Raw genomic sequence first — 12,751 nt, forward strand, 5'->3', positions numbered from 1 at the left:
GTCGCCCTTTTTCTGTGCATCGGGGTTAGGCGAGCAGGCCGCTGGCGCTCTGGCCCGCCATCAGCAAGCCGATGGCCAGCACGCTGAACCAGACCAGGGTTGCGCTTACCAGCAGATAGCCGCTGGCGACGAACAGACCGTCCCGCTGCAACATGCCGGTGGCCAGCAGCAGGATGGCCCAGGCAGGCATGGCGTTGGTAAACGGGATGGCGCCCAGGGGCAGCATCAGCAGCAGGGCGGCCAGCATGATCAGCAGGCCGTTGCAGCGGTTGACCGTGTTGCTGCCGGTCAGCACCAGCAGGCGCGGGCGGATAACGCGATCGACCCGGGCCAGCAGATCCGCCCCCTTGTGCAGGGTCGTCTTGAGCTGGTCGGCAGCGAAGCGGCGCTCCATCAGCATGGCGGGCAGCCAGGGCACCCGATTGAGGGTGATGCCGATCCCGATAAAGAGGATCAGCAGGCCAAACGGGGTGCTGACCCCGGGAATGGAGACCGGCAGCAGGAAGGGGACGGTGAGCAGCACGCAAAACAGCAGCATGCCCTGCTCGCCCACCAGCGCGAGCATCTGGCGCAGGCTGATGTGGCTCTCGTCGATGGCGTGCGCGGTGGCCCGCAGGGTATCCGCGAGGGTAGTTTTGGGGTCGTTGAGTTGCGCGGCAACCATTCCCTGATGTCCTTTTGAGTGGTGATAACGGGTCCCGATGACCCGATTTGGCGCCAGCATACGTGGCAGAGGTTAACCGTCGATGAATGGTGGCGGGGCGCATAACGGCGCCAGTGGGGCGGTGCGGCAGGGTTCAGGCGAGAGGGAAATCCCGCGATGAAAGTGATCCGGTACAGCCGCCGTTTAGGATGGGCCTAGGACGCCTCTGGTATGCTTTCTGCACAATCACACAGGGAGCAGGGGATGATGATGAAGAGAGCCGGGATAGTGATGATGGGGCTGTTGCTGCCACTGGGGCAGGCCTGGAGTAGCGAGGCCGCGACCACATCCGGTTGGCAGGTGACGCCATTTTTCGGCTACAGCTCAGCCATCGACTTCGAGAAGAGTGACGATGTGGTGCAGCCGGTGCCGCTTTCTGCATCGTTTGATTCACTGCAGGGACAGAGCTCCGGCAGCTGGGGCTTCTTTATCAGCAAGGAGGTGGATGATCCCGGCATGATTGAGCTGCTCTACAGCCATCAGTCCACCACCCTCTCTCCCGACCAGCCTGACCGCCTGACGGTGGACACCCTGCACTTTGCCGGTGCGCTGACCCTCTCTGACAACCTGATGGCGCCCTACATCGGCGCCGGGATCGGGGTGACCCGCTTTGCCGCCTACGACAGCGAGGTGACTCCTTCCATGTCGCTGGCGCTCGGGGTGCAACCGCGCCTCGCCGAGCATCTGGCCCTGCGGGCCGAGGTGCGCGGTTATGGCTCGCTGGTCAACGACAACAACCAGTTTCTCTGCAACCCGGAGCAGTGCGTGTTCAAGGTGCGCGGGGAGCTGGTAACCCAGTGGCAGGCCAATATCGGTCTTACCTTCCGCTTTTAGGCGAGGGGATTTTCCCTATGAAACAGGGGCCCTTGGGCCCCTGTTTCAGCAGCAATGTTTCGCCGTTATCGGCAATCAACCTGCAGATCTTCATACCTCCTTGTTAGTCGGCATCGCCCATACCGCGCAGTTTCTGCCCGCCTCCTTGGCGCCATAAAGCGCCTGATCCACCCGTTTGAACAGCGAGACTGCTGGTTCCTTGGGCTCGCGGATCCCCACTCCCAGACTGACTGTCATGGTATGGGTCGGGTCGGGGGCTATGGTGCGGGTCGCAGTGAGCAGGGTGTTGGCCAGTTGCTGCAGCTCGGCTTCGTGGGCGATGGGCAGCAGCAGGGCAAACTCTTCACCCCCGACACGGGCCGCCAGCGCACCGGGCGGGCAGTGCTGTTGCAACAGCTCGCCAAACTGCTGCAACACCCGATCCCCGATATCGTGGCCGTAGTTGTCATTGATCACCTTGAAGTGATCCAGATCCAGCAGGATGAGGGCGTGGCAAATCCCTTGTTCCAGAAACAGCTGCTGATGAAAGTAGCGCCGGTTTGGCAGCCGGGTCAGATCATCGAACAGTGCCTGTTGTCTGAGCTGGGTATTGATGTGAAAGAGATGGTGCATGGTGCTCAGGATGCCGATGCTGCTGAGCAGGATGCCGCTGGAGCGCAGCAGATCCTCGGCATAGATGGCGAGCCAGAGTGGCTGCGCCACCAGCTCATCCATGATGTCGGCGGTGGCCCCCATGATCCACAACATCAGACCGCAGGAGAGCATGCGGTAGGTATGGGTGGGCAGGTGGGCGCACTGCACCACCCAGAACAGGAACAGCATGGTGAGCCAGTTGATCACCTCGAAGCCAAAGCTGACGGCGTAAAAGCGCTCGTAAGGGAAGTGGGGCAGCAGCAACAGATGAAGGGCCATGATGGCCAGCATCACTATCCCCAGCAGCGCAATGTGGGCGCGATGCTCCCGGTCGAGGTGACGGTAGTGGGAGAGGCTGATGTCGAGACGATCGAACTGCATGGTGTTCCTCGGATTGGGACTGCCATCAGGTTGCAAACAAGAGGCTGCGTAATGGCATGCCGTGGTCGGATAACAGGAAACGGCTGGTCTGTCAGTGTAAACGAGCGGGCCCGCAGCGCGCGATATCGATGACGTCAGCTTGTGGGCTGGCTCAGGGTTTGCGCACTTCTGGTGCGTGACGTATCGCCTGCCCTGCGACAGGGCGACCCTGGGCAGGTTAGCGCAGCTCATGCGCCAAATTGGTGCATTGATGATGCGAGCTCCTATTAATGCCTTGATTTTAAAGGATTTAAATTTGTGGCCCGCTTTATGCTTTTTACATGTCAGACGGTCTCTTGCGGTCATCGACGGCAGATGCAGTGATGAGGAAGTGGCAAGAGGCATCCCCGTGCCGGGCGCGGGTGTGATTCTGGCGGGTTGCAGCAACACCTTGCGGTTCGCCACAGATTCAATCAGGGAAACGGAGCCGGTCTTGTACCGGTACGACAGGGAAGGAGAGTGCTCTATGGTCAAAAAATGGATGATGGCGGGTCTGACGATGTTGCCTGCCTTGCTGGTTACCCCAAGTTGGGCCGAAGAGGTCGCTCAGGTACAGGCGGCGGTGGCACCGGTTGCCGCCATGACAATCAACAAGGGTGACAACACCTGGATGCTGCTCTCGGCGGCGCTGGTGATCCTGATGTCGATCCCCGGTCTGGCCCTCTTCTACGGTGGTCTGGTGCGGGCCAAAAACATGCTGAGCGTGCTGATGCAGGTCTTTACCCTGTTCTGCCTCATCTGTGTGCTCTGGGTGATCTACGGCTATTCGCTGGCCTTTACCGAGGGGGGCAATTTCTACGGCTCCTTCAGCAAGGTGCTGCTCAAGGGGGTGACCCCTGACTCCATCGCTGCCACCTTCAGCAAGGGTGTCGGGATCAGCGAGCTGATCTATGTGGTGTTCCAGGGGGCCTTTGCCGCCATCACCTGCGGCCTTATCGTGGGGGCGTTCGCCGAGCGTATCAAATTTGCCGCCGTGCTGCTCTTCTCGGTGATCTGGTTCACCTTCGCCTATATCCCGCTGGCTCATATGGTGTGGTACTGGGCGGGTCCGGATGCCTATACCAGCGCCGAGGCTGCGGCCACAGCGACCGCCACTGCCGGCTATCTGTTCCAGCATGGTGCGCTGGATTTTGCAGGCGGCACAGTGGTGCACATCAACGCCGCCGTGGCGGGTCTGGTGGGTGCCTATCTGGTGGGCAAGCGTCTGGGCTACGGTCGTGATCCCATGACCCCCCACAGCCTGACCATGACCATGATCGGCGCCTCCCTGCTCTGGTTCGGCTGGTTCGGTTTCAACGCGGGCTCCGCGCTGGAAGCCAACGGTATCGCCGCACTTGCCTTTATCAATACCTGGGTGGCGCCGGCTGCGGCAGCTCTCTCATGGACGCTGGCCGAGTGGGTGATGAAGGGACGTCCCTCCCTGCTGGGGGCCGCCTCTGGTGCGGTGTCCGGTCTGGTGGTGATCACCCCGGCAGCCGGTTTCGTCGGTGTGGGCGGTGGTCTGGTGATGGGCCTTATCAGTGGCGTGGCGGGTCTGTGGGGCGTCCATGGTCTCAAGCGCCTGCTGGGGGCCGATGACAGTCTGGACGTGTTTGGCGTACACGGGGTGTGCGGCATTCTCGGCGCCCTGCTGACCGGCGTCTTTGCCAGCCCGGATCTGGGCGGCACCGGGGTGTGGGACTATGTCACCAATCAGGTGGCCGAGGGGTACTCCATCCTGACTCAGGTGAAGATCCAGGCTATCGGAGTCGGTGTCACTCTGCTCTGGTCCGGTGCCGTGGCGGCGATTGCCTTCAAGGCGGTCGATATGCTGGTGGGTCTGCGGGTGAATGGCGATGCCGAGCGGGAAGGGCTGGATGTCACCTCCCACGGCGAGAAGGCTTACAGCATGTAATCCCGAATGCCAGACAACAAAAAACCGCCGGGATCGGCGGTTTTTTTATGACTCTAAAGCTGCAAAACCTGAGTTCACACTCTTAGTTCACGACGGCCACGTTGATGCTGCCATTGCCCTGGGTCATGCGTACACGGGCGCCCGGGGTGAAGGTGGGGCTGGCTTTTTGCACCACCACGATGGCTTCGCCGTTCTCTTTCTTGATCTCCAGCTCGACGCCGTCGACCTGATTCATCTTGTTGCCGATGGCGTTGCCTGCCGCTGCACCGGCGATGGCGCCGCCTGCGGCTGCGATGTCGCGTCCGGTGCCGCCACCCACAGTGCTGCCCAGCAGGCCGCCGACTACGGCGCCGCCAATGGTGCCAATCAGGGAGTTTTCATCGGCCTGGATCTTCACCGGGCGGGTGGAGATGATGGTGCCGTAGCTGACGGTCTGCACCTGTTTGGCGCGGTCTTTGGTGTAAACATCGCCAGAGTAAACGTCACTGTTGGCGCATCCGGTGATGGTGGTCGCTGCCAGCAGGGCAATAAGGGTCATACGCTTCAACATGGTGGGCCTCCTGGGCTGCACGTAATTTGAACAATCCGGTTGATGAGTGAACTTTACTCCAACCCCGTCACACATGAAATCGGCAAAATGTAACCAATTATGCGTTCTGTAACCGGTTTTGTCCTTGAATCGCAGCTGTACCGGAGAGGGTTTTAACCAGCAGCAGACGGTCTTCTCCGGGGCCGAAATAGTCGGCTACTTCTGCCTGCAATGTGTAACCGAGCCGGTAGTAGAGGCGCTGGGCCGGATTGGCCGGATCGACCGTGAGCCGCAGTTCGCTGATCTGCAGCGCCTGCTGGTTGGCCTCCATCTGGCGCATCATTCGCTCGGCCAGACCAAAACCGCGTGCCTCGGGCAGCACCGCCAGCGAGAGCACCCAGCCTTGCGACCGCTCCTGACCGAATCCCCCCAGCACATAACCCACCAGCAGCCCCTCGTATTCGGCCACCAGCAACAACTCGGGCCACAAATCCATCGCCTGACGGAAGAAGAAGGCGGGATAGACATCTTCGCCAAACACCTTGGCATCGATCTGCCAGATGGCGTGCATGTCATTGTGGGTAGCGGTGCGTAGCAGGGGCGGGTTGTGGTGCATCAGGACTCCATTGGCAGCAAACGGATCGGCAACGCCGCTGACCTTGGGGTCAACGGCAAAAAAGGAGTCATAGGGTAGTGGTCATCCCCTGCCGGATGCAAGGGATTGGCGGTTATGGCGGCAGGGGGCGGCTCTGGGGCAGTTTGGGAGCCTTGCGCAAGCCGTCGAGCAGGTGGCGGAGGGTGAGCCAGGGGTGGCGCAGCAACATGCGCAGGCCGCTCCACTTCATCACCTGCTGGATCTGTTTGCGCATCGCCGGGGCGTAGCAGTGGATATTGCAGTTGGCGCAGGTGGGTTTGTGGCCGTGGCCATAACGGCAGCGACGTAGGCGCCGATGGGCGAAATCCCGCAATTGGCGACAGTGGCGGCAATGGGGATCCTGATGATGGTGCTGGCAGTAGAGGCGGATCATGGCGCTGACCGTCTGCTGCTCGCGCATGAGTCTGGGATGGTCACTCGCCTTTTTGCTGGCTGCGGCGTGTGAGCCCCGGGCTGGGCTGGCATGATGACTTTTCATGGCCGCCATTCTCCTGACCTGCTCGCTTGGGGTGTTGATACAGGTCAAAAGGGGGGATAAAAAACAGGGCCCGCAGGCCCTGTGTCATCAGATGAGGCTGGTTGCCTGCTCCAGCCAGGCGAGATCCTCGCCCTCGAGCAGCGGGCTCAGGCGGCGGAACACCTCGACATGGTATTCGTTGATCCAGCGGAATTCGGCCGGGCTCAGCAGGCTGCGATCGATCAGGCGGGTATCGAACGGCACGTAGGTCAGCCGCTCGAAGCCCAGCATCGGCAGCTCGCCAACCTGTTCCAGCTCGGTCACGACTACCAGGTTCTCGCAGCGGATGCCGAAGCCATCTTCGCGGTAGTAGCCCGGCTCGTTGGAGAGCACCATGCCCGGTTGCAGGGCAACCATGCTCCCTTTCGGCGCGATGCGCTGGGGCCCTTCGTGGACACTCAGGAAGTGGCCGACGCCGTGGCCGGTGCCGTGGTCATAGTTGTAACCGGCTTGCCACAGCGGCATGCGGGCCAGCACGTCGAGCTGGATACCGGCGGTGCCGCGGGGGAAGCGGGCCTGATCCAGCGCGATATGGCCCTGCAGTACCCGGGTAAACATCGCTTTCTGCTCGTCGCTCACCTCACCCACCTTGATGGTGCGGGTGATGTCGGTGGTGCCATCCATATACTGGGCGCCGGAGTCCAGCAGATAGAGGCTGTCCTGGCCAAACGCGCGCGGGGTGCCGTTGGTGTGGTGGTAGTGGCACATGGCGGCGTTGGGGCCGAGCGCGGAGATGGTATCGAAGCTCGGCTCGACGTAGTGCTCCTGCTCGCGGCGGAACGCTTCCACCTGATCGGCCAGAGTGCCTTCATCCACCCCCTCGAACTCGCCGGTGGCGACCAGCCGATCCAGCCAGGCGAGGAAGCGGGTCATGGCCACGCCATCACGCAGGTGAGCGGCACGCATGCCGGTCAGCTCGATCTCGTTCTTGCACGCTTTCGGCAGCATGGTGGGGTCTTGTCCTGCCACCAGAATGGCGCCCGCCTCTTCCATGACGAGCTGGGTCCAGGCGTTGGCGCTGTCCGGATCGGCCAGCACCTTCTGCTGATCTTCACCGATGCGCTGCAACACGTCGCCCAGCTTGTCGATGGGGTAGACGGAGACATCTTGGCCAACGTGTTGGGTGAAGGCGAAGCAGTCAATCTTGTCGGTATCGACGAAGAAATCCATGCTGGTGTTGGCGTAGAGCACCGCAAAGCCCAGCACCACCGGCAGCCGGTCGATATCGCGGCCGCGCAGGTTGAGCAGCCAGTTGATGGGCTCGGCCTGGGTCAGCAGTACGGCATCCAACCCGCGCTTGCGCAGGTCGGCCGCCAGCTGTTCACGTTTGGACTGGCTGGACTGGCCTGCCAGCTCCTCGCTGTAGAGGATGACCGGGCTCTTGGTCGGCTCCGGGCGATCGCTCCAGTTCAGGTCGATGGGGTTCTGCTCGACACGGATCAGCTCGATACCGCGATCGGCCAGCACGGCCTTGGCGTTCTTGTACCAGGTCAGGCTGTGCAGGCGGGCATCAAAGCCAACCCGGGAGCCTGACGGCAGCTGCTCGGCCAGCCACTGTACATGGGGATTTTCAATGAGGTGGAGGAATTCGAACAGTTCGGCGGGAGTTTGCATCCGCGCCTGCACCGTATAGCGACCATCGACAAAGAGGGCTGCCCGCTGGGCCATGATGATGGCGACCCCTGCAGAGCCGTTGAAACCGGTGATCCAGTCAAGCCGCTCGGCATAGGCGGGGATGTACTCGCCGAGGTGCTCATCATCGTGGGGGACGATAAAGGCGTCCAACTCCTGCATGGCCAGCTCGGCCCTGACTTGGGCGACGCGGGTTTCAATTATCTCGAAATTATTCATGTCGTTAGTGCCAGATGGTTGCTATATGAGTGTTCAGTTTTTATGGCCGCTGGCCAAGATCCGCTTGATCGACTGACCTGCCGCTTCGATATGCTGCCTGAGCAGCACCACCGCCTCGTGCTTGCGCCGGGCGCGGCACAGTTCCAGCAATTGGGCGTGTTCACGCTCCGCCTTGTCCACCCCATCGCTGGCAAAGAGCAGCTCGAAGCGGACATAGCGGTCACAGCTCAGATTGATCTGGGCGATCAGTTCAAGTGCCTGGGGGCGACCGGCTGCCTGATAGAGGGTGGCGTGAAAGCTGTGGTTCAACTCGGCCCAATGTTCGATCTGGGTGCCTGACTCCAGGGCGTGATCAAACTGGGCGAGGATCGCCTCCGCTTGTGCGAAGGTGGCTTCCGTCATCTTGTCGACGGCGTGAAACAGGGTATCGGCTTCCAGCAGCGCTCGCAAATAAAAGAGCTCGTCGATGGCTGCGGCGTCCAGCATGGTGACCACGGCGCCGCGATGGGCTTCGAACTTCACCAGCCCCTGCGCTTCCAGCTGCATCAGGGCTTCGCGCACCGGAATGCGGCTCACGGCCAGCTCTTTGGCAATGGCATCCTGACGCAAGGGGGCGCCAGCGGGGAACTCCCCACGGAGGATCCGGCCACGGAGGTTTTCCATCACCATCTGGGTTCGGGTCTTGTAGGGTGGGGTCATGGTCGGGTCACGATTGGGCGTTACAGAATTGTATATTGTATAAAGTTTGGCTGAATCTAACCTGTCACAATGGGCAAAGGCAAGGTTTTGGCCCCTTGAATGGGGCCGATGGCGGCGTTCGAGGCTCCACAAAAACAAAAATGCCGATCAGCGTGGCTGACCGGCATGATGTCACTGATACGAAGCGAGCCTGTTACAGCTGCGGGCCTGCCGCAACCAGACGTTTGCCTTCGTCGTTATCGGTGAAGCGCTCGAAGTTCTTGATAAAGCGCCCTGCCAGATCGACGGCCTTGGCATCCCACTCGGCCTTGTCGGCGTAAGTGTCGCGCGGGTCGAGGATCGCCGGGTTCACATCGTGTAGCGCGGTCGGGATCTCCAGATTGAAGATCGGCAGCACCTTGGTCTCGGCCTTCTCGATGGAGCCATCCAGGATGGCATCGATGATGGCGCGGGTATCCTTGATGGAGATGCGCTTGCCGGTGCCGTTCCAGCCTGTGTTGACCAGATAGGCTTCTGCACCTGCCGCTTCCATCCGTTTCACCAGCTCCTGACCGTACTTGGTCGGGTGCAGGGAGAGGAAGGCTGCGCCGAAGCAGGAGGAGAAGGTCGGAGTCGGCTCTGTGATGCCGCGCTCGGTACCGGCCAGTTTGGCGGTGAAGCCAGACAGGAAGTGGTACTTGGTCTGCTCCTTGGTCAGTTTGGAGACCGGAGGCAGCACACCGAAGGCATCGGCAGTCAGGAAGATCACCTTGGTGGCGTGACCTGCCTTGGAGACCGGCTTGACGATGTTGTCGATGTGATAGATCGGGTAGGAGACGCGGGTGTTCTCGGTCTTGGAGCCATCATCGAAGTCGATGGTGCCATCGGCAGCAACGGTCACGTTCTCCAGCAGCGCATCGCGACGGATGGCGTGGTAGATGTCCGGCTCGGCCTCTTCGGAGAGCTTGATGGTCTTGGCGTAGCAGCCCCCTTCGAAGTTGAACACGCCGTGGTCATCCCAGCCGTGCTCGTCATCGCCGATCAGCTGGCGCTTGGGATCGGTGGAGAGGGTGGTCTTGCCGGTGCCGGAGAGGCCAAAGAAGATGGCGACGTCGCCGTCCTGACCCACGTTGGCGGAGCAGTGCATGGAGGCAATGCCGCGCAGGGGCAGGAAGTAGTTCATCATGGAGAACATGCCCTTCTTCATCTCGCCACCGTACCAGGTGCCACCGATGAGCTGCATCTTCTCGGTCATGTTGAAGGCAACAAAGTTCTCGGAGTTGAGACCCTGCTCCTTCCAGTTCGGGTTGGTGCACTTGGCACCGTTCATCACCACGAAGTCAGGCTTGAAGGTTTTCAGCTCTTCATCGCTCGGACGGATGAACATGTTTTTCACGAAGTGTGCCTGCCAGGCCACCTCGGTGATGATGCGCACGGCCAGGCGGGTATCCGGGTTGGCACCGCAGAAACCGTCGACCACAAACAGGCGCTTGCCGGAGAGCTGTTTGGTGACCAGCCCTTTCAGATGTGACCACACTTCCGGGGTAATGGCTTTGTTATCGTTTTTACCCTGGTCAGACCACCACACAGTATCCTGGGTAGTGGCATCTTTGACGATATATTTATCTTTCGGGGAGCGACCGGTGAAGATACCGGTGTTTACGTTGACGGCGCCCAGCTCGGTCACCACACCGCGCTCGAACCCTTCCAGGTCAGGGCGTGTCTCTTCCGCGAAAAGCTGCTCGTAAGAGGGGTTGCGAACGATTTCTTGGCTGTTTTTGATGCCGTACTGGTCCAGTCCTAATTGTTGGGCCAGGGTGGGTTCTGCCACGATTGTCATTGTATTCTCCTGGGTTCAGAGGTTGGTAGGGTTCTATCTGACGGTCATCCTATCACTTAGGTGGTAGAGTTTAGCGATCGCCATCAAACTTTATAAAATAGGGTATTTTTTTGTTATTAAAGTTAAAGGCGGGTTTTGCCCGCCTTTAATTAGTGTAACTGGTTTGCATCATTGCCGGGAGCCCTGCTGAACAGGGTTTCGACATCGATCCCATTAAATTGGTACTGGGCGCCGCAATAATCACAGTGCATGTCGATCTTGCCGAGCTCCTGCACCATCTCCATGACCTCTTCCTTTTCTATCTGCAACAGGGCCCCTTCGCAGCGCTCGCGGGAGCAGGTGCAGCGGAACTCGACCGCCTGCGGATCGAACACCCGCACCTTGTCCTGATGGTAGAGACGGTAGAGGATCTCTTCTGCCTGCAGGCCGAACAGCTCTTCATCCTTGATGGTGCTGGTGAGCTGGGTCAGGTGATCGAAATCGTTGCTGTGATCCTCGCTCTGGGCGGGCAGCTCCTGCAGCATGATGCCGGCAGCGCGCGGTTCGCCTTCATGGTAGCCGGTGCGGATCCACAGCTTGGTGGCCAGCTGTTCGGAGCGGGCGAAGTAGTGCTCCAGGCAGCCTGCCAGGGTGTCGGCGTCCAGCGCGATGATGCCCTGATAGCGCTCGCCCTGCTCCGGGGTGATGGTGATGATCAGCTGGCCGTTGCCAATCAGGCTCTGCAGCTTGCCATCGCTCGGCAGCTCGCCTTCATAGCGGGCCACGCCGCGCAACTGCTGGTTGTTGTCACCGTTGATCACGGCCAGACGCACCGGGCCATCGCCCTGCAGTTGCACCGTGATGGAGCCTTCAAACTTGAGGGTGGCGGTCAGCAGGCTGGTGGCGACCAGCAGCTCGCCCAGCAGTTTTTGCACCTGCACCGGGTAGTTCTGGGCTTCCACTACGTGGCGGTAGGTGTGATCCAGCTGGACCAGCTCGCCACGCACTTCGTACTCTTCAAACAGATAGCGATACAGCAGATCTTGGTTGCTCATCATGTATTCCTGGCTTTTCGGTGAGGTAAATCGGGCGGGCTGGGGTTGATGCCAGCCCGGTATCAAATCGGGGTCGGTCAGTACTGTTTGACCTTGAGCAACTGGCGTCGCTCCTGCTTGTCGGGGCGGCGCTCGGGGCTGGGGGCAAACTGGCTATTGAAGCGGCGCGCCTCGCTGTTCTCGGCCCGTTTTTTCAGGCTCTCGGCGGTCTCTTCATAGAGCTGCTGGGCCAGCGGGGCCGATTTGCGCTGCTCGCTCAAGGCCAGCACCCGCACTTCGCGTTCGTCCTGCCCCTGCCAGAAGCGGATCAGTGCACCCACTTCCACCTGTTTGCCCGGTTTGCTGCGCTGACCATTGTAGTGCACCTTGCCCCCGTCGATCTGATCCCGCGCAATGGAGCGGGTCTTGTAGAAACGGGCCGCCCACAACCACTTGTCGAGACGAACCTCGAGGGCACTTTCTGCATGATTGGGCATGAACAGGCTCCATAACGGGGAAAAGAGGTGGTCGATTATACCAGAGCACGGGGTCGGGATAGAAACCGGGCAGCCGCTGCGCGGGGCGCAAACCATGTCAAGGTGATGCAACATATGGGCAGTTTGCTGATTCACAAGGGAAAGCCGCTGCTTTATCGGGTACTAATGGGGGCAGGGAGGGGCCTTCATACCGCGCATATAAAGCTGCCGCCCCGGTTGGGGGCGGCAGCGTTCAAATCCGTTGACCATGTCAGAGTCAGAAGTGATCGTGCTGATCCGGCTTCTTCTGGTCGTGGGGGCCTTCGCTGTGGGCGATGGCGGTACGGATGAGGTCAACCCCGGCACGGATAATCAGCACCCCCATGTTGACCAGCTTGACGCAGACCCACATGAAGGTGATGAGCAGGATCAGCTTGAGCACGGTCTGGAACGCTTCCAGGAAGTTCTGCTCCAGCTGGGCGGTCAGGCCGTTGGCGCTGGTCATCAGCCAGGTGTAAACCTCGCGCACGAACGGGATGCGGCTTGGCATCTCCAGTACATCCAGTGCGGCAGGAAGCGCCTGGAAGATGACGATGCTGCCGAACAGGATCAAAATGACACCGATGGCGATGCCGAGGAAAAAGCCGAACTGTCTCATGGAGGGCTCCAGCGTTTGCTGCATGAAATTGAAGATAGCCGCCAATAGTA

The 12,751-nt window shown here is 60.5% G+C and carries 13 protein-coding genes; 2 read left to right on the top strand and 11 right to left on the bottom strand.

Annotation, left to right across the window (positions count from 1 at the left end; all coding sequences use genetic code 11):
* Positions 1-25: 25 nt before the first annotated feature.
* Positions 26-664 carry an exopolysaccharide biosynthesis protein gene (locus tag AACR14_RS03715; protein WP_019445170.1) on the bottom strand — a complete coding sequence of 213 codons (639 nt, stop codon included), beginning with the start codon at positions 662-664 and terminating at the stop codon, positions 26-28.
* Positions 665-913: 249 nt separating this feature from the next.
* Between AACR14_RS03715 and AACR14_RS03720 the strand changes: the two genes are divergently transcribed.
* Complete coding sequence (locus tag AACR14_RS03720) at positions 914-1,537, top strand: outer membrane beta-barrel protein (protein ID WP_026034912.1); 624 nt, start codon at positions 914-916, stop codon at positions 1,535-1,537.
* 90 nt (positions 1,538-1,627) lie between these two features.
* Here AACR14_RS03720 and AACR14_RS03725 read toward each other — a convergent pair whose 3' ends face one another.
* Complete coding sequence (locus tag AACR14_RS03725; RefSeq protein ID WP_019445172.1) at positions 1,628-2,551, bottom strand: GGDEF domain-containing protein; 924 nt, start codon at positions 2,549-2,551, stop codon at positions 1,628-1,630.
* A 505-nt stretch (positions 2,552-3,056) separates the two neighbouring features.
* On the opposite strand from AACR14_RS03725, the gene amt reads away from it, so the two are divergent.
* The gene (gene amt, locus AACR14_RS03730; protein ID WP_005355035.1) at positions 3,057-4,484 is read left to right on the top strand and encodes an ammonium transporter; all 1,428 of its coding nucleotides are present in this window, start codon (positions 3,057-3,059) and stop codon (positions 4,482-4,484) included.
* Between the two features lie 82 nt (positions 4,485-4,566).
* On the opposite strand, the gene AACR14_RS03735 is transcribed toward amt, so the two are convergent.
* From AACR14_RS03735 to AACR14_RS03775, 9 genes are all read right to left on the bottom strand, one after another.
* Complete coding sequence (locus tag AACR14_RS03735; RefSeq protein WP_005340126.1) at positions 4,567-5,034, bottom strand: outer membrane lipoprotein; 468 nt, start codon at positions 5,032-5,034, stop codon at positions 4,567-4,569.
* A gap of 97 nt (positions 5,035-5,131) precedes the next feature.
* Positions 5,132-5,629, bottom strand: a complete 498-nt coding sequence (locus tag AACR14_RS03740; RefSeq protein WP_019445173.1) for a GNAT family N-acetyltransferase — start codon at positions 5,627-5,629, stop codon at positions 5,132-5,134.
* Between the two features lie 112 nt (positions 5,630-5,741).
* Positions 5,742-6,146, bottom strand: a complete 405-nt coding sequence (locus AACR14_RS03745; protein ID WP_026034913.1) for a nitrous oxide-stimulated promoter family protein — start codon at positions 6,144-6,146, stop codon at positions 5,742-5,744.
* Positions 6,147-6,233: 87 nt separating this feature from the next.
* Positions 6,234-8,036 (bottom strand): aminopeptidase P family protein, encoded by a 1,803-nt coding sequence (locus AACR14_RS03750; protein WP_019445175.1) that lies wholly within the window; start codon positions 8,034-8,036, stop codon positions 6,234-6,236.
* Between the two features lie 33 nt (positions 8,037-8,069).
* Complete coding sequence (locus AACR14_RS03755) at positions 8,070-8,735, bottom strand: GntR family transcriptional regulator (RefSeq protein WP_019445176.1); 666 nt, start codon at positions 8,733-8,735, stop codon at positions 8,070-8,072.
* 193 nt (positions 8,736-8,928) lie between these two features.
* Entirely contained in the window at positions 8,929-10,554 is a 1,626-nt protein-coding gene (gene pckA / locus AACR14_RS03760; protein ID WP_005340139.1) for a phosphoenolpyruvate carboxykinase (ATP), read from the bottom strand.
* Positions 10,555-10,703: 149 nt separating this feature from the next.
* On the bottom strand, positions 10,704-11,588 hold the full coding sequence (hslO, locus tag AACR14_RS03765) for an Hsp33 family molecular chaperone HslO (protein WP_019445177.1): 885 nt from the start codon (positions 11,586-11,588) through the stop codon (positions 10,704-10,706).
* Between the two features lie 77 nt (positions 11,589-11,665).
* Positions 11,666-12,064 carry a ribosome-associated heat shock protein Hsp15 gene (gene hslR, locus AACR14_RS03770; RefSeq protein ID WP_005340141.1) on the bottom strand — a complete coding sequence of 133 codons (399 nt, stop codon included), beginning with the start codon at positions 12,062-12,064 and terminating at the stop codon, positions 11,666-11,668.
* 256 nt (positions 12,065-12,320) lie between these two features.
* The gene (locus AACR14_RS03775) at positions 12,321-12,701 is read right to left on the bottom strand and encodes a hypothetical protein (RefSeq protein WP_005340143.1); all 381 of its coding nucleotides are present in this window, start codon (positions 12,699-12,701) and stop codon (positions 12,321-12,323) included.
* Between the last annotated feature and the right edge of the window lie 50 nt (positions 12,702-12,751).

Source organism: Aeromonas sp. 159 (assembly GCF_963862045.1).
Lineage (GTDB): Bacteria > Pseudomonadota > Gammaproteobacteria > Enterobacterales > Aeromonadaceae > Aeromonas > Aeromonas veronii.